This window comes from Streptomyces sp. NPDC015127 (assembly GCF_043080095.1).
Lineage (GTDB): Bacteria > Actinomycetota > Actinomycetes > Streptomycetales > Streptomycetaceae > Streptomyces.
The window spans coordinates 115201-131720 of the sequence record NZ_JBIBVE010000003.1 but is presented as its reverse complement, the minus strand read 5'-3'; the positions used below and the strand labels follow the sequence as shown (position 1 = coordinate 131720).

General features: G+C 70.7%; 14 protein-coding genes and 1 pseudogene. 9 read left to right on the top strand and 6 right to left on the bottom strand.

The genetic code is table 11. The features are described from left to right. On the top strand, window positions 1–774 hold the full coding sequence (locus ACF08N_RS06925) for an SDR family NAD(P)-dependent oxidoreductase (protein ID WP_392323532.1): 774 nt from the start codon (window positions 1–3) through the stop codon (window positions 772–774). 217 nt (window positions 775–991) lie between these two features. Here the strand turns inward: ACF08N_RS06925 and ACF08N_RS06920 are convergent. Further along, window positions 992–2092 (bottom strand): annotated as a pseudogene (locus ACF08N_RS06920) (RNA-guided endonuclease InsQ/TnpB family protein); the annotation flags it as partial. Here ACF08N_RS06920 and ACF08N_RS06915 point away from each other — a divergent pair. Next, a complete protein-coding gene (locus tag ACF08N_RS06915; RefSeq protein WP_392323926.1) occupies window positions 2045–2284 on the top strand; it encodes a hypothetical protein in 240 nt (79 codons plus the stop codon). The pseudogene ACF08N_RS06920 and the gene ACF08N_RS06915 sit on opposite strands and share 48 nt — an antisense overlap. On the opposite strand, the gene ACF08N_RS06910 is transcribed toward ACF08N_RS06915, so the two are convergent. Continuing rightward, on the bottom strand, window positions 2252–4060 hold the full coding sequence (locus ACF08N_RS06910) for a DUF2264 domain-containing protein (RefSeq protein WP_392323531.1): 1809 nt from the start codon (window positions 4058–4060) through the stop codon (window positions 2252–2254). The genes ACF08N_RS06915 and ACF08N_RS06910 overlap by 33 nt on opposite strands. A 162-nt stretch (window positions 4061–4222) precedes the next feature. Between ACF08N_RS06910 and ACF08N_RS06905 the strand changes: the two genes are divergently transcribed. The 6 genes from ACF08N_RS06905 (at window position 4223) to ACF08N_RS06880 (ending at window position 10389) form a co-directional block, all read left to right on the top strand. Next, window positions 4223–5380: a substrate-binding domain-containing protein gene (locus ACF08N_RS06905; RefSeq protein WP_392323530.1), complete on the top strand. Its 1158-nt coding sequence runs from the start codon at window positions 4223–4225 to the stop codon at window positions 5378–5380. A gap of 99 nt (window positions 5381–5479) precedes the next feature. Further along, entirely contained in the window at window positions 5480–6820 is a 1341-nt protein-coding gene (locus ACF08N_RS06900) for an ABC transporter substrate-binding protein (protein ID WP_392323529.1), read from the top strand. Window positions 6821–6828: 8 nt separating this feature from the next. Further along, entirely contained in the window at window positions 6829–7725 is an 897-nt protein-coding gene (locus ACF08N_RS06895) for a carbohydrate ABC transporter permease (RefSeq protein ID WP_392323528.1), read from the top strand. Continuing rightward, window positions 7722–8570 (top strand): carbohydrate ABC transporter permease, encoded by an 849-nt coding sequence (locus tag ACF08N_RS06890; protein ID WP_392323527.1) that lies wholly within the window; start codon window positions 7722–7724, stop codon window positions 8568–8570. The genes ACF08N_RS06895 and ACF08N_RS06890 overlap by 4 nt, the downstream gene beginning before the upstream one ends. Before the next feature lie 33 nt (window positions 8571–8603). After that, the gene (locus ACF08N_RS06885) at window positions 8604–9632 is read left to right on the top strand and encodes a hydroxyacid dehydrogenase (protein WP_392323526.1); all 1029 of its coding nucleotides are present in this window, start codon (window positions 8604–8606) and stop codon (window positions 9630–9632) included. Window positions 9633–9696: 64 nt separating this feature from the next. Then, window positions 9697–10389 carry an ester cyclase gene (locus ACF08N_RS06880; protein WP_392323525.1) on the top strand — a complete coding sequence of 231 codons (693 nt, stop codon included), beginning with the start codon at window positions 9697–9699 and terminating at the stop codon, window positions 10387–10389. A gap of 117 nt (window positions 10390–10506) precedes the next feature. Here the strand turns inward: ACF08N_RS06880 and groL are convergent, their stop codons facing one another. The 3 genes from groL to ACF08N_RS06865 form a co-directional block, all read right to left on the bottom strand. Next, complete coding sequence (groL, locus tag ACF08N_RS06875; RefSeq protein ID WP_392323524.1) at window positions 10507–12135, bottom strand: chaperonin GroEL; 1629 nt, start codon at window positions 12133–12135, stop codon at window positions 10507–10509. Window positions 12136–12252: 117 nt separating this feature from the next. Further along, window positions 12253–12561 (bottom strand): co-chaperone GroES, encoded by a 309-nt coding sequence (gene groES, locus ACF08N_RS06870; protein ID WP_177148652.1) that lies wholly within the window; start codon window positions 12559–12561, stop codon window positions 12253–12255. A 226-nt stretch (window positions 12562–12787) separates the two neighbouring features. Beyond that, window positions 12788–13735, bottom strand: a complete 948-nt coding sequence (locus ACF08N_RS06865) for a polysaccharide deacetylase family protein (RefSeq protein ID WP_392323523.1) — start codon at window positions 13733–13735, stop codon at window positions 12788–12790. Window positions 13736–13783: 48 nt separating this feature from the next. Here ACF08N_RS06865 and ACF08N_RS06860 point away from each other — a divergent pair, with 48 nt between their 5' ends. Then, window positions 13784–15007, top strand: coding sequence for a methyltransferase domain-containing protein (locus ACF08N_RS06860; protein WP_392323903.1), 1224 nt, complete (start codon window positions 13784–13786; stop codon window positions 15005–15007). A 60-nt stretch (window positions 15008–15067) separates the two neighbouring features. On the opposite strand, the gene ACF08N_RS06855 is transcribed toward ACF08N_RS06860, so the two are convergent. Then, window positions 15068–16336: an RNA polymerase sigma factor gene (locus ACF08N_RS06855; RefSeq protein ID WP_392323522.1), complete on the bottom strand. Its 1269-nt coding sequence runs from the start codon at window positions 16334–16336 to the stop codon at window positions 15068–15070. Between the last annotated feature and the right edge of the window lie 184 nt (window positions 16337–16520).

Sequence of the window (16520 nt, the reverse complement as noted above, 5' to 3'; positions counted from 1 at the left end):
ATGACGACTGCACTGATCACGGGAGCGACCGCGGGCATCGGCGCCGCCTTCGCGCGGCGGCTGGCGGCCGAGGGACGCAATCTGGTGCTGGTGGCCCGCGACACCGAGCGGCTGCAGGAGCAGGCCACCGAGCTGCACGACCTGCATGGCATCGAGGCTGAGGTGCTGACGGCGGACCTGTCCGGGGAGGACGGGATCGCGGCGGTCGAGAAACGGCTCGCGGACCGCAGGCACCCGGTCGACCTGCTGATCAACAACGCCGGCTTCGGGAACAAGGGGTGCTTCCTGGAAGTGTCCATGGCCGACGAGCTGACGATGCTGAAGGTGCACTGCGAGGCGGTGCTGCGGCTGACGTCCGCGGCCGCCGAGTCGATGCGGGAGCGTGGGCGCGGAGGCGTGGTGAACGTGGCCTCGGTGGCGGCGTTCCTGCCGCGCGGCACGTACGGCGCGTCCAAGGCGTGGGTCGTGCAGTTCACGCAGGGCGTGGCGCGGGATCTGGCGGGCTCGGGTGTGCGGCTGATGGCGCTGTGCCCAGGTTTCGTCCGCACGGAGTTCCACGAGCGGGCCGGGATGGGGACCGACAACATCCCGGGCTGGATGTGGCTGGACGCCGACAAGCTGGTGACGTCGGCGCTGGCGGATCTGGCGAAGGGCAAGACGCTGTCGATCCCCGATCCGCGGTACAAGGCGCTGATGGGCGTGGCGAAGCTGGCGCCGCGCGGCCTGCTCGGAGGGGTGAGCTCGCGAGCAGGCCGCAAGTACGGGCCGCAGTAGCGTCAGTCAGGGCTCGTACACCCGACGCTGGCCGCTTCAGCCGGGTGGTGGGTTGCGGGTGGACCGCTGGAGAAGTCGACTTGAATTGGAGTGCTCCCCGAGATCGGGGACTCTCCCCTGGATCACTCCGGGGAGTTGACAGCACTTGCGTCTGCCCGGCGACTGCCCTCCCGGCAACCGAGGCGAGTACGAGACCCGCCCAATCGATGTTCCGTCCCGCGTTGTGGTCGGCATTGCCTACCCAGCCGCAGGCCTGGTTCTTGCACACGAACGTCGCCTGGGATTCCCGGCTGCCCGGCGTGACGATGCCGCATTCCGAGCAGCGCAGCGACGTGCCGGCCGGGGGTGCTTTGATCAGGAGTCCACCCCGGTCGGCGGTCTTGTAGGCGAGGAGACGCACCGTTCTTCCCCAAGCCTCGCCGGCGATACTGCGGTTGAGTCCAGATTTCGCCGCGACGTTGGTACCGGGCTTGGCAGTCGTGCCCTTTGCTGACTTCGTCATGTTCGTGATGCGAAGGTCTTCCACTGAGACCAGCGCGAACGCGTCCGCAATGGCTGTCGTGGTCTTGTGCTGCCAGTCCAGTGCCCTGCGCTTGGCTCTCGCGCGTAGGCGGCCGATCTGGCCGTAAACGGCGTGCAGTCTCCGCGAAGTCCGCTCGCCATTCGCTCGATACTTCTTGCGGTGTGCCGCCAATTGCTCTGCGCGCAGCAGCTGTTCACTCTCCTGCTCGGTGAGCCACGAACTGTGTGTGCAGGAACCGCCATCAGACAGCGCCAGCGGTACGACGACACCGCAGTCGAGGCCGACATGCGAGTCCGTCCATGGGCGCGGCGTCGGTGCTGCCACCCAGGCATCGGTACGAAGGGCGATGTGCCAGCCAATCGCGTCCTTGACCAGCCGTGCACCTGTGATGCGCCCCTGAGGACCGGTCTTCGACGTACCAGGCAAGTCCTTTGTCCAACGGAATCGAACCCGCCCTATCTTGGGGATGTTGACCATGCCCCAGCGGCGGTTCACTCGCTTGACCTTGAGGTGCGCGCCCTGTGGGGCATCGACAGCCGGCGGAACGCGTGAGCGGGCCTTGAAGGTCGGAGGTTGGGCCCGTCGCTCCCAGCAGTTGATCCACGCGCGGCGGTAGGTCTTCAGCACCGCCTGGGCTGCCTGAGCGGGAAGCACTCCCAGCCACGCAACGTTCTTTCGTGCCCACCGGATCTCGGCGTCCAGGTACGCCAGTGAGGGCCGCCGTTGCCCACACATCAGATGCAGATCATGCAGCAGATTCCACAACGCTCGTGCAGCATGGCCCTGCTCGTCCAACAGAGCCTCCTGCGTGCCGGTGAGAACAAGCCGGGCACGGTGCCCACGCCGCTGCTTGACCGTCCCGTCCACGCTTGGCCCCCTCGCCGAATCAGCATGACGATCAGATCAACGATGCTGCGCCAGTTCGGTCACGCTCACGACGCTCGGAAATTCTTCTCACTGCTGCTGGACTTCTGGCAGAACGTCTGACGTCCTCGGATCGAGCGTCAGTCTGCGGGTGACGTTGCCCGGCCAGGTCACCCGGATGGTGCGGCCGGTGATCTGGACGTCTGCGAGGGTGGCCACGGGCGCCGGGTCCGGCTCCGCGGTCACCGAGGCGAGGGCGACGAAGAGCGACTCGGCCGGCCCGGTGCGTCCTTCGAGGATGTGCGTACGGCTCCGGTCGGCGGCCAGGGTCGGCCCGGTGCCGGACTCCGACGCGATGGCGTAGCCGTGCACGGGATGGAGCTGGCCGGTGACCGTGCCGTCGGTGGCCCAGCCCGTCTGGCGGACCGGCGTGCCGGGCGGCGCACCCACGACGAGATGGGCGCGGACCTCGGCGCGGCCGTGCGCGAGGGTGGCGGACAGGACGCGCACGCCGGGACAGGGGGTGTGGACGGAGGCGGCCCAGCCGGGGCCGTGGCCGCGCGGTTCGGCGGGGCCGCGCCGGGTGGGGACCCCGTCGACGAGCAGGGCGAAGTGGTTGTCGGCGGTCTCGACGGTCGGGCCGGTCCGGGTGGAGTAGGCGAACCGGGCGTATCCGGGGTCCTCCTCCTGCGGGTGCACAGGGTTGCTGCCGTGGTTGTGGAGGCGTACGAGACCGTCGGCGGCGGTGGACTGGATCAGCATGGTGGGCGGGCCGAGCGTGGTGACCGCGTCCTCGGTCTCGGCAGGCAGGGGCTCCTCGGGGTCGGTCCACACGGGGTGGCCGGCGGGGAGGAGCAGGCCGAGGAAGCCCTTGGAGGCCCAGTAGGGGGACGCGGGGCCGGAGTAGCTCTGGACGGCCGGCGGGTAGGGCCCGTACCAGCCGAGGGTGAGCAGTCCCCGCTCGTCCCTGGCGCCCCGGTCGAGGAAGTGGCGCAGGGTGCCGGAGGCGAGCCGGCGGGTGGCGCCGGGGGTCAGCGGGGTGTGGCCCGTCATGGCGCCGAGCCAGGGGGCCGCCGCGGCGGCGAAGCGGTAGGTCAGGGAGCGGCCGTAGGGCATGGGCGCGCCGTTGGCGTCGAAGAGGCGGGTGTAGTCGTCGAGGTGGCGGCGCAGGCGGGGGCCGTAGTGGTCGAGCAGGGCCTTGTCGCCCGCGAGGTGGGCGTGCAGGACGGGGTAGAAGTGCAGGGCCCAGGCGTTGTAGTGGTCGAAGGCGCGGTTCGGGCCGTCGCTGTACCAGCCGTCGCCGAGCCACCACTGCTCGATGCGGTCGAGTGCGCGGTCGATGGTGTGCCGGGCCCGGTCGGTCTCGATGCCGGCGTCCTGGAGGAAGCCGGCGACGGTGAGGCCGAAGAGCCACCAGTTGTTGTCGACCGGGGACGGCGCGAGGGCGGGGAGCAGCCAGTCGACGACCCGCGCGCGGGTCCGGTCGTCGAGGGTGTCCCAGAGCCAGGGGCGGGTGAGGCGCAGTCCGATGGCGACAGAGGCGGATTCGACGACGGCCTGGCGCACATCGGCCATCAGCGGCCAGGCGTCGGGTGCGTGCCCGCTCAATTCTCCTGTGGGGACCGGGTTCTCGGTGCCGGCGGCCAGTCCCTCGGCGTAGTGGGGCAGGTGGCCGTGCGGGTCCTGGCCGTGGGCGCCCGCGACGCGGAGCGCGGCGAGGAGGAACGTACGGGCGTAGCCCTCGAGGCCGTCGGAGCGGGGACCCGACCAGCTCGGGCGGGCGCCGGGGAGGCTGATCAGGCCGTTCCGCGGCGAGGCCCAGGGGCGCACCGCCAGCAGCAGGTCGTCGGCGGCTGTCTCCCAGTGGGCACGGGTCCAGCCGGTGGTCTCGAACGGCATGATGCTCCCCTGGGCAGAGACGACGGCGACGGCGGAAGCATGAACGTGCCGTGATCGAACATCAATGGATTGCGTTTGAATGATCGAAAATTCCGCACGTTCGATCACATGGGCTTAGGGTGGACATCAGCCGGGCCACAGACTGCGAGGGGGACCGTCACCGTGCGCGAGAGTGCCGCCGAACGTCACGAACGACTGCTGGAGCTGGTACGGGACCGCGGCAGCGCACGCGTCTCGGACCTGGCCGCTCTGCTGGGCGTCTCCCCCGTCACCGCCCGCAGGGACGTCGAGCTCCTGGCCGGGGAGGGCAGGCTGGACCGGGTGCACGGATCGGTGTCCTGGCCGGGGCGGCGGCCCGGGGCGGGTCCCGTCACAGGCGCCGCGGCCGGTGGCGGGCAGGGCCCGGTGCTCGGGCTGCTCGCGCCCTCCTCGACGTACTACTTCTCCGAGGTGATCCGCGGCGCCCACGAGGCGGCAGCGCGCGCCGGCTCCCGGCTGATCCTGCGGATCTCCGACTACCGGCCGGAGGAGGACGCGGCGCGCACCGAGGGACTGCTGGCCGCCGGCGCCGAGGGCCTGCTGATCGCGCCCGGCTGGCGCGGCCCGGAGGACCCGGCCGAGCACGGTGCCTGGATCACCGAACTGCCCGTGCCCGCCGTGCTGCTGGAGCGCCGCGCCGCGCCGGGCAGCGCCCTGGACGGGATGGACCGGGTCGCCTCCGACCACCGGCACGGCGCCCTGCTGGCCGTACGCCACCTGGTGGAGCTGGGCCACGGCACACCGCTGCTGGTGGCCCGCTCCGACAGCCCGACGGCGCTCGCGGTGCGCTCGGGGTACGCGGACGCGCTGGACGCGCTCGGCCTGCGCGCTCCCCGGGCCGTGATCGACTCGGTGCCCGCGGAGCGGCAGCCGGAGGAGTTCGAGGCGGCCGTGCGCGCCCTGCGGGAGGCCGTGGGCTCGGGCACGGCGAGCGCGGCCCTGGTGCACAACGACGTGGACGCGATCCAGATGGTGCAGCGGCTGGCAGATCTCGGCGTACGGGTGCCCGAGGACCTGGCCCTGATCGCGTACGACGACGAGGTGGCGGCGCTCGCCGACATCCCGCTGACCGCGGTGGCCCCGCCCAAGCGCGAGGTCGGCCGGGAGGCGACGAGGCTGCTGGTGGAGCGGCTGACGGGCGGGCACGGCGCGGACGAGCCCCGGCGGCACCTCTCGCTGCTGCCGCGCCTGCGGGTGCGGGACTCCTGCGGGGCGCGCGGCACGGGCGGCGGCTCCTCGGCGCGAGGCTCCCGCGACCAAGTCGACAGGAACAGTTTCTGAGCTTTTTTCGATCATTCGATCATTCGTTCTTGACTTCGCTCAGCGCTGCGCCAAGGATCGCGGCCAACGCAATGCCGCCGCTTTGTCAGGAGCTGTGCCGTGAGCCGTACCAGGAATGTCCGGACCCGTCGGACCAGAAACTCCGTCGCCGCGATCGCCGCGGCCTCCGCCCTCGCCGTGCTCACGGCCTGCGGCGGCAGCGGCGCGGACTCCAAGGCCGAGGGGAGCGACGGGAAGCCCGTGACCATCACCTTCTGGGGATGGGCCAAGGGCACCCAGGAGGTCGTGGACGCGTTCAACGCGTCGCAGAGCGACATCCGCGTGAAGTTCGAGGAGACCCCCTCCGGCAACGCCGGCGGCTACGCCAAGATCTCCAATGCGGTGAAGGCCGGGAACGCGCCCGACCTGGTCTCCATCGAGTACCCGATGCTCCCGGAGTTCGTCAGCCAGGGCGCGGTCCAGGACATCAGCTCCCACCTGTCCGACGACGTCAAGAAGGAGTTCCTGCCGCAGGCGGTCGAACTGACCACCCTCGGCGGCAAGAACTGGGCCGTCCCCTTCGACGCCTCGCCGCAGGCCTTCTACTACCGCAAGGACCTCTTCGAGAAGTACGGCGTCGAGGTCCCCACGACATGGGACGACTTCCGCAAGGCCGCCGAGAAGGTGAAGAAGGCCGACAGGAAGGCCCGCATCGGCACCTTCTTCCCCGACGACCCGACCACCTTCCAGGCCATGGTCTGGCAGGCCGGCGCCCAGTGGTTCAAGGCCGAGGGCGACACCTGGAAGCTCGACACCACGGACGCCGCGACCACCAAGGTCTCGGCGTACTGGCAGGGGCTCCTCGACGACGACCTCGTCCGCAGCAACGCCTCCTTCAGCCCGGAGTGGACCAACTCCCTCAAGAGCGGCGGCACCGTCGGCTACCTCGGCGCCTCCTGGGGTGCCGGCGTCCTCAAGGGCACGCTGCCCGAGCAGAGCGGCAAGTGGGCCGTCGCCCCGATGCCCACCTGGGACGGCAAGCCGGCCAGCGGCATGCTGGGCGGCTCCACCTTCGCCGTGACCAAGGACAGCAAGAAGGCCGAGGCCGCGGTCGAGTTCGCGACGTGGATGACGACCACCGAGGACGGCATCAAGGCCCGCATCGAGACCGGCACCTCCAGCGCGTTCCCCGCCGCCGCCGCACTGCGTCCGGCCGCCAGGTCCGCGTTCGACACGGCGTACTACGGCGGTCAGGACATCTACCAGGTCTTCGAGGACGCCGGTGCCTCCATCCGCCCGACGTGGGCATGGGGCCCGACCTCCGGCACCACCAACACGGCCATGAAGGACGCGTTCGGCAAGGTCGCGAACGGCGGCGCGACGATCGCCGACGCCGTGAAGGCCGGACACGACGCGACCGTCTCCGAGCTCACCAAGCGCGGCCTGAAGGTCGAGGGCTGAGGAAGACCATGAAGGCCCGCACCCGTACCAACGCCGCTGCCGGCGTACTGCTGACCCCCTTCTTCGTCCTGTTCGTCCTGGTGATGGTGCTGCCGATCGGTTACGCGGTCTGGCTGAGCCTGTTCACCGAGAAGCAGTCCGGACTGGGCTTCGGCGGCACCGAGACCGTCTTCGGCGGCCTCGACAACTACGCGGCGGCGCTGGGTGATCCGGCCTTCCGCGAGGGCTTCGCCGTACTCCTCGGGTACTGCGTGTTCTACATCCCGCTGATGATCGGCGGAGCCCTCGTCCTCGCCCTGCTCATCGACTCCACGCTCGCCCGCGCCCGCCGTTTCTTCCAGCTCGCCCTCTTCCTGCCGCACGCCGTGCCCGGCATCATCGCCGCCCTGATCTGGGTCTACCTCTACACACCCCAGCTCAGCCCGGTCGTCGAGGCGATGGAGGCCGGCGGCATCGGCTTCGACTTCTTCGCCCCCGAGGGCGCCCTCCCCTCCGTGGTCAACATCGCCCTGTGGGAATGGCTCGGCTACAACGTGGTGATCTTCTACGCCGCCCTCCAGGCCATCGACCGCTCCGTGCTCGAAGCGGCCACCGTGGACGGAGCCGGCGCCTGGCGCACCGCGCTGAACATCAAGGTGCCGCTGATCCGCGCCTCGGTCGTGATGGTCGCGCTCTTCACCGTCATCGGCTCGCTGCAGCTGTTCACCGAGCCGCTGATCCTCAACAAGGGCACCGGCTCCTCCGTCACCTCCACCTGGACACCGAACATGTACGCCTACACCGCGGCCTTCGACCGCAACGACTACGGACTCGCCGCCGCCGCCTCCGTACTCCTCGCGCTCACGGCCGCGCTGCTCTCCTTCGGGGTCACCCGCCTCACCGGCCGGAAGGGGAAGAAGGCATGAGCTCGCCCGCCTCCCGCTGGATGTCGAAGAGCGCCGTCAACGGCGTGCTCCTCCTCGCCACGCTCTACATGCTCTTCCCGCTCGTGTGGCTGGTCACCGCGGCCACCAAGGACACCGGCGACCTCCTCGCCGGCAACGCCTTCTCCTTCGAGGGGTTCAACCTCGGCGCGAACCTCTCCGCCCTGGCCTCGTACGGCGACGGCCTCTACTTCCGCTGGTACGTCAACAGCCTGCTGTACGCGGGCGGCGGAGCCGTGCTCAGCTCGCTGATCAGCGTCGCCGCGGGCTATGCCTTCGACAAGTACCACTTCCGGGGCAAGGAGAAGCTGTTCGGTGTGGTCCTGCTCGGGGTGCTCGTCCCGACCACCGCGCTCGCCCTGCCGATGTATCTGCTCGCCAGCGAGGTGGGCATCGTCAACACCTACTGGGCCGTGCTCGTCCCCGTACTGGTGCACCCCTTCGGCGTGTATCTCTCCCGGGTCTTCAGCGCCGGCTACGTCCCCGACGAGGCCCTGGAAGCCGCCCGTATCGACGGGGCCGGCGAGCTGCGCACCTTCTGGTCCATCGGCCTGCGCATGCTGATGCCGGGCTTCGTGACCGTGTTCCTCTTCCAGTTCACCGCGATCTGGAACAATTTCTTCCTCCCCCTGGTGATGCTCTCGGACCAGAAGCTCTTCCCGCTGAGCCTCGGCCTGTACGCGTGGAACAGCAACTCCCATGCCGAGCCGGAGTTCTACCCGCTCGTCGTCACCGGCTCCCTGCTCGCCGTCATACCCCTGATCGTCGCCTTCGTCTCACTTCAGCGGCACTGGAAGGCCGGCCTGACCGCCGGCAGCGTCAAGTGACCCAAGCGACCTGTGAGGAGCCCGAGTTCCACCATGCACCACGCCACTGACAATCGCCCCGCGCTGCTGCTGGCCATGAGTCCCGGTATCGCCGACCGGCTGCTCGCCGACCGTCACCGCGAACGCCTGACCGCGCTCACCCGCACCGACCCGCACCTCGTCGCCCACGACCTGGCCTCCCCCTCACCGCGCGTCGCCGCCGCGCTCGCCGAGGCCGAGATCCTGCTGACCTGCTGGGGCGCGCCCGCGCTGACCGCCGAGGTACTGGCGGCCGCGCCACGGCTGCGCGCCGTCGTCCACGCCGCGGGCTCGGTCAAGCACCACGTCACCGAGGCGTGCTGGGACCGCGGCATCGCCGTCACCTCGGCGGCGGCCGCGAACGCCCTGCCCGTCGCGGAGTTCACGCTCGCCGCGGTCCTCTTCGCGGGCAAGCGGGTGCTGCGCTCGGCCCACCGGTACGCCCAGGTGCGCGCCGCGCACGACTGGCGCGCCGAGCTCGAAGACGCCGGCAACTACCGCCGTACGGTCGGAGTGGTCGGCGCGTCCCGCATCGGACGCCGGGTGATCGAGCTGATGCGCCCCTTCGACCTGCGGGTCCTGCTGTACGACCCGTATGTGGACGACGCCGGGGCGGCGGCGCTCGGTGTCGAGCGCACCGGCCTGGACGAGCTGTGCGCCCGCGCCGACATCGTCACCGTGCACGCTCCGCAGGTGGCGGCCACGCGCCACATGATCGGCGCGCCCCAGCTGGCGCGGATGCGGGACGGCACCACCCTGATCAACACCTCGCGCGGCTCGCTGGTCGACGAGGAGGCTCTGCTTCCCGAGCTCGTCTCCGGCCGCCTGGATGCCGTGCTGGACGTCACCGACCCCGAACTGCCGCCCGCCGACTCGCCGTTGTACGAGCTGCCGAACGTGCTGCTGACGCCGCACATCGCCGGGTCGCTCGGGGGCGAGCTGTACCGGATGGCCGACCAGGCGCTGGACGAGGTGGAGCGGTTCACGAAGGGGCTGCCGTTCGCCGACCCGGTCCATCCGGGGACGCTGGAGCGCTCGGCCTGAAGCGCCGCGATGTGACCTGCGTCACTAAAATGGAGGCAGGCTCGTCGACAGGCTGGGAGGCGCGATGAAATTCGTACAGATCATCGACTACAAGACCGACCGGTTCGACGGCGTGAACGCGCTCATGGACCAGTGGGTCGAGAAGACCAAGGGCAAGCGGACCACCTCCCACCTCATGATGGGCAAGGACCGCGCGGAGGGTTCGCACTACGTCGAGATCGTCGAGTTCCCCTCGTACGAAGAGGCGATGCAGAACTCCAAGCTCCCGGAAACCGACCGGATCTTCCAGGAAATGGTCGCCCTGTGCGACGGCATGCCCACGTTCACCGACCTCGACGTGGTACGCGAGGAGCAGCTGAACGCGGCGACGGCCCGGCGCTTCTTCCACGAGATCGCCGCCGGCGGGAACCTGGACGCCATCGAGGAGGTGTTCGCCGAGGACTACATCGACCACGACATTGCCAACGAGGAGGACACGGAGGTCGGCTCCGACATCATCCGGCGCGACCTCACGATGTGGCGCAACGCCTTCGACATCACCTTCGAGCTCGACCGGCAGATCACCGAAGGCGACGACGTCGTGCTGCTGTGGACCTTCAACGGACGGCACAAGGGCGAGTTCCAGGGGATCCCGGCCACGGGCGAACAGTGCACGATCACCGGCACGACGGTCTTCCGCTTCGAGGGCGGGAAGATCAAGGAAGGCTGGTGGCACTTCGACCTGATGAAGCTGATGCGGCAGCTCGGCGCGATGTGACCGAACGGCCCCGAGAGACGGAGAAGGCCCCCGTCCCCCGCTGACAGCGGGGGACGGGGGCCTTCTGCTCAGGCGTCTCGGACGCCCTGAGGCTCGTACGGCCGTGAGGCGCGTACGTCAGTGGCTGTGGCCGTGACCGTGGCCGTGGCCCGCCTCGGCCTCCTCCTCGGCCGGCTTCTCGACGACCAGGGTCTCGGTCGTGAGCAGCAGGGAGGCGATGGAGGCGGCGTTCTCCAGGGCGGAGCGCGTGACCTTGACCGGGTCGATGACGCCGGCCTTCACCAGGTCGCCGTACTCGCCGGTGGCGGCGTTGAAGCCCTGCCCGGCCTCGAGCTCCGCGACCTTCGAGGTGATGACGTAGCCCTCGAGGCCGGCGTTCTCCGCGATCCAGCGGAGCGGCTCGACGGCGGCGCGGCGGACGACGGCGACACCGGTGGCCTCGTCGCCCTGCTTGCCCAGGTTGCCCTCGAGCACCTTCACGGCGTGGACGAGCGCGGAGCCACCACCGGAGACGATGCCCTCCTCGACCGCGGCGCGGGTCGCGGAGATGGCGTCCTCCAGACGGTGCTTCTTCTCCTTCAGCTCCACCTCGGTGGCGGCGCCGACCTTGATCACGCACACGCCGCCGGCCAGCTTCGCGAGGCGCTCCTGGAGCTTCTCGCGGTCCCAGTCGGAGTCCGTGGTCTCGATCTCGGCCTTGATCTGGTTGATCCGGCCCTGCACGTCCTCGGAGTTGCCGCCACCGTCGACGATCGTGGTGTCGTCCTTGGTGATGGTGACGCGGCGGGCCGTGCCCAGCACGTCCAGACCGGCCTGGTCGAGCTTGAGGCCGACCTCCTCGGCGATGACGGTGGCACCGGTGAGGGTGGCCATGTCGCCGAGCATCGCCTTGCGGCGGTCGCCGAAGCCGGGGGCCTTGACGGCCACCGCGTTGAAGGTGCCGCGGATCTTGTTGACGACGAGCGTCGACAGGGCCTCGCCCTCGACGTCCTCGGCGATGATCAGCAGCGGCTTGGAGCCACCCGCCTGGATGACCTTCTCCAGCAGCGGGAGCAGGTCCTGGATGGAGGAGATCTTGCCCTGGTGGATCAGGATGTACGGGTCGTCGAGGACGGCCTCCATACGCTCCTGGTCGGTCACCATGTACGGGGACAGGTAGCCCTTGTCGAAGGCCATGCCCTCGGTGAAGTCGAGCTCCAGGCCGAAGGTGTTGGACTCCTCGACGGTGATGACACCGTCCTTGCCGACCTTGTCCATCGCCTCGGCGATGAGCTCGCCGACCTGCTGGTCCTGCGCGGAGAGCGCGGCCACGGCGGCGATGTCGGTCTTGTCCTCGATCGGGCGGGCGGTCGCGAGGAGCTCGTCGGACACGGCCTTGACCGCGGCGTCGATGCCCTTCTTCAGGGCGGCCGGGGAGGCACCCGCGGCGACGTTGCGCAGACCCTCGCGGACCAGGGCCTGGGCCAGCACGGTGGCGGTGGTCGTACCGTCACCCGCGATGTCGTTGGTCTTGGTCGCCACCTCCTTCACCAGCTGGGCACCCAGGTTCTCGTACGGGTCCTCGACCTCGACCTCGCGGGCGATGGTGACACCGTCGTTGGTGATGGTGGGCGCGCCAAACTTCTTGTCGATGACGACGTTGCGGCCGCGGGGGCCGATCGTCACCTTGACCGTGTCGGCAAGCTTGTTGACGCCGCGCTCGAGGGCGCGACGGGCGTCCTCGTCGAACTTCAGGATCTTCGCCATGGGAGCGATTCAGCCCTCTCGGAAATCGTGTTCAAAAGAACCGCGCCCCTCGCCGCCCGGCGTCAGCGGGGTGGCCAGGGGCGCAGCTCAAGGCAATTCTGCCGGGTGAAGCAGGAATTACTTCTCGACGATCGCGAGCACGTCGCGGGCCGAGAGGACGAGGTACTCCTCGCCGCTGTACTTCACTTCGGTGCCGCCGTACTTGCTGTACAGCACGACATCGCCGACGTTCACGTCGAGCGGAAGACGCTCGCCGTTCTCGAAGCGGCCCGGGCCCACGGCCAGGACGACGCCCTCCTGGGGCTTCTCCTTGGCGGTGTCCGGGATAACCAGGCCAGAAGCCGTGGTCTGCTCGGCGTCGAGCGGCTGGACCACAATGCGGTCCTCGAGCGGCTTGATGGCAACCTTGGAGCTGGTGGTCGTCACGATCCGACCTCCCCCTTCGGAGATCTCACGGGGTTAACTGATCTGAGGTGGCGACCAGGTGGATCCGTCGTCGCGGGTGCCGGACCTGCCCGTCGCTGTGTTGGCACTCTCCAATGGGGAGTGCCAGGAGCGAGACTATGACCGGGATTAGCACTCGGTCAAGCGGAGTGCCAACACGGCGCCGCGTGGCGGCCCCGCGCCCGGGCGGGGAGCGGGTGCGCGCGGCTCACACGTAGTCCTCCAGCTTCGCCACGGCGTACCCCTTCGCGGTCACCGTCCGCATCACCCGGCGGATCATGTCCGCCATCGTGCCCTTCCATTCCCCGCGGCCCCTGAAGTGGGTGAGGATGATGTCGCCGGGGTGCAGGTCCCGGTCCCACTCACGCCATTCCATGTGGTCGGGGAACGCCTCGGACGCCCACAGCGGCACGGCCTCGATCCCGCAGGACTTCGCGACGCGCAGCGTGTCCTTGTTGTAGTTGCCGTACGGCGGGCGGAACAGCCGGGGGCGCGTGCCGTACCGCTTCTGGAGCTTGTCCTGCTGACCGCAGATCTCCCGCTTCTGGGCGGAGTACGACAGGCCGGGCAGGTAGCGGTGGTTGAGGGTGTGGTTGTGCAGGGCGACGCCGCGGTCCCGCATCTTCTCGAAGTACGCGTAGTCGTCATCGATCACGTAGTCGCTGAGGAAGGCGCTGTACGGGATCTGCAGTTCGGACATCATCCGCAGCAGTTCCGGGTCCTTCTCCGCGCCGTCGTCGATCGTCAGGAAGACGATCTTCTCCTTGGTCGGGACCGCGGTGAAGACCGGCGGCAGACCGTCGCCGCCCTCGACCTCGAAGCCCTTGCGGGTGGTGATCCTCGGCTTGTCGGCGGGCGGTGGGGGCGCGGCGAGCGGGGTCTGCTTCAGCCCCCACTTCTTCGCGGCCGCGGCGCGCGCGGCCTGGGCCCGCTTGACCTTCTCGACGTACCCGGACAGGGCACCGGCCGGGCCCGCCGCCTTCTTCCGGGCCTCGGGGCCCTGCTGGGCCGGCTGCCCGGAAGCGGACTTCGCCGGGCGGGCGCCCTGCCCGTCCCCGGCGGCACAGCCGGAGCCGACGGCTGCCACGACGAGCGCGGCCAGGCCCACCCCGATCCGATACGCTCGCACTTTTCCCTTTTGTCGTACTAGCTGCATGGCGTCGCATCCTGTCAGCGCGGCGCCCCCTCGCCCGGCCGACACCGCCTGCGCGAGCGGACCATCCCCCGGCTGGCCCACAATGGCCCGGTGAACGACTCCGATCCGCTCGCCGCCTTCCGCGCCCTGCGCACCGAGGAGGGGGCAGCGCTGCTGGCGTCGCTCGCCTCCTACGACCCCGCCGACGAACTGGCCGTGGCCACCCGGCTGCGCCGCGAGCACCCGGCGGAGCTCGTCTCGGCGGCACTCGGGCAGGCGCGGCTGCGGCAGCGCGCGGCCGCGAAGTTCGGCGCGCAGGACGCCGGGCGGATGTTCTTCACCCCCAACGGCGTCGAGCAGTCCACCCGCCGCACGGTCGCCGCCCACCGGGCCGCGCGCTTCGCGGCGCTCGGCGTGCGCAGCGTCGCCGACCTGTGCAGCGGCATCGGCGGGGACGCGCTCGCGCTCGCGCGGGCGGGCATCTCCGTCCTGGCCGTGGACCGGGACCCGCTGACGGCCGAGGCCGCGCGGGCCAACGCCGAGGCGCTGGGGCTCGCGCACCTCGTCGAGGTCCGCTGCGCGGACGTCACGGACATCGACACCTCGTCCTACGACGCGGTGTTCGTGGACCCGGCACGCCGGGGCGGGCGGGGCCGGATCTTCGATCCGGAGGCGTACTCCCCGCCCCTGTCCTGGGCCGTCGCCGCGGCCCGCGCGCGTCCCCACGCCGCGCTCAAGATCGCGCCGGGCATCCCGCACGAGGCCGTCCCCGAGGACGCCGAGGCCGAGTGGATCTCGGACGGCGGCGACGTCAAGGAGGCGGTGCTCTGGTTCGGCACGGCCCCGGCCGCGGTCCGCGCGACCCTGCTGCCGGGCCCGCACACCCTGACCGGCCGCGGCCTGCCGGACCCCGCCGTCCGCGCGGTCGGCCGCTACCTGTACGAGCCCGACGGCGCGGCGATCCGCGCGCACCTGGTCGCCGAGGTCGCCGAGGACGTCTCGGGCGGCCTGATCGACGAGACGATCGCCTACATCACCTCGGACGAGCTGCGCCCGACCCCGTACGCCACGGCGTACGAGATCACCGATGCCCTGCCCTTCAACGTGAAGAAGCTGAAGGCGCTGCTCCGGGAGCGCGAGGTCGGCGTCCTGACGGTCAAGAAGCGCGGCTCGGCGGTCGAACCGGAGGAACTGCGCCGCAAGGTGAAGCCCCAGGGGCCGGCCTCGGCGACGGTGTTCCTGACACGGGTGGCGGGTGCGCCGGCGATGCTGGTGGGGCACCCGGCGCAGTAGCCCCAGCCGCTCGGCCGGCCGGTCGGCACCGTGCACGCGAGGCGCATGCCGGGCGTGAGGCTATCCGGGCCGCCCGGCGGCCCCGGACGCCTCGGCGGCACGGGCCAGCATCAGTTCCCGCTCCCGCGCGTTGCGGGCCAGGGACGCCGCCCGTTCGAACTCCGCCCGCGCCTCCTCGCCGCGGCCCAGCCGGGCCAGCAGGTCGCCGCGGACGCCGGGGAGCAAGTGGTAGTCCTTCAGGGCCGGTTCACCGGCCACCTCGTCCACGAGCGCGAGTCCGGCCGCCGGGCCCTCGGTCATCGAGACCGCGACCGCCCGGTTCAGTTCCACGACCGGGGAGGGCGTGAGACGGACCAACTGCCCGTACAGGGCGGCGATCGTCGCCCAGTCGGTGTCCTCGTAGCGGACCGCGCGCGCATGGCAGGCGGCGATCGCGGCCTGGAGGGCGTACGGGCCGTAGGGGCCGCCGCCCGCGCGGCCGAGCGACTCCATGCCGCGCCGGATCAGCAGCCGGTTCCACTTGGTGCGGTTCTGGTCGGCCAGCAGGACGGGCTCGCCCGACGGGCCCGTACGGGTCGGGATGCGCGACGCCTGGAACTCCAGCAGGGCCGCCAGGCCGTGCACCTCCGGTTCGTCCGGCACGAGGCCGGCGAGGACCCGGGCCAGCCGCAGCGCGTCCTCGCAGAGCGCCGGGCGCACGAGGTCGTCCCCGGCGGTCGCCGCGTATCCCTCGTTGAAGATCAGGTAGACGACGTCGAGCACCGAGCCGAGCCGAGCGGCGCGCTCGGCGCCGTACGGCACCTCGAAGGCCACACCCTCCTTCGCCAGCGTCCGCTTGGCGCGCACGATGCGCTGCGCGACCGTCGGCTCGGGGACGAGGAACGCGCGGGCGATCTCCCCGGTCGTCAGGCCGCCGAGGAGCCTGAGCGTCAGGGCGACCCTGGCCTCGGTGGACAGCACCGGATGGCAGGCGGTGAAGATCAGCCGCAGCAGGTCGTCGTCGATGTCGTCGGCCTCGGCCGGTTCGGGCGGCGGCGGCGCGTCCTGAAGCGTCCGCCCCACCTCGGCCAGCTTGCGGGCGTACGTCTCCTTGCGGCGTACGAGATCGACGGCGCGGTGCCTGGCGGTGGCCATGAGCCAGGCGCCCGGCCTGTCCGGGACGCCCGACTCCGGCCACTGCTCCAGCGCGGCGACCAGAGCGTCCTGCGCGATCTCCTCGGCTATGCCGACGTCCCGCACGATGCGGGCCACGCCGGCGATGATGCGCGCCGACTCGATCCTGAAGACCGCTTCGACCGTGTGCGCTGCGCTTCCTGCCGTCACGGCCACCCATCAGAGCAGCCGTGCCGGAACCGGCGCAAGCGCGGCCGGGTCAGCCCCAGGGGGTGCCCGGCGGATCTTGGCCGGGGCCACGACGCTCCCCCAGGGCTTCGCCTGGGGGTACCCCCAGGCAACGGCACCTCGCCGCGTTGCCGAAGTGCCCGAATAGCTCCGCTATCAGGGCACTCCGGCG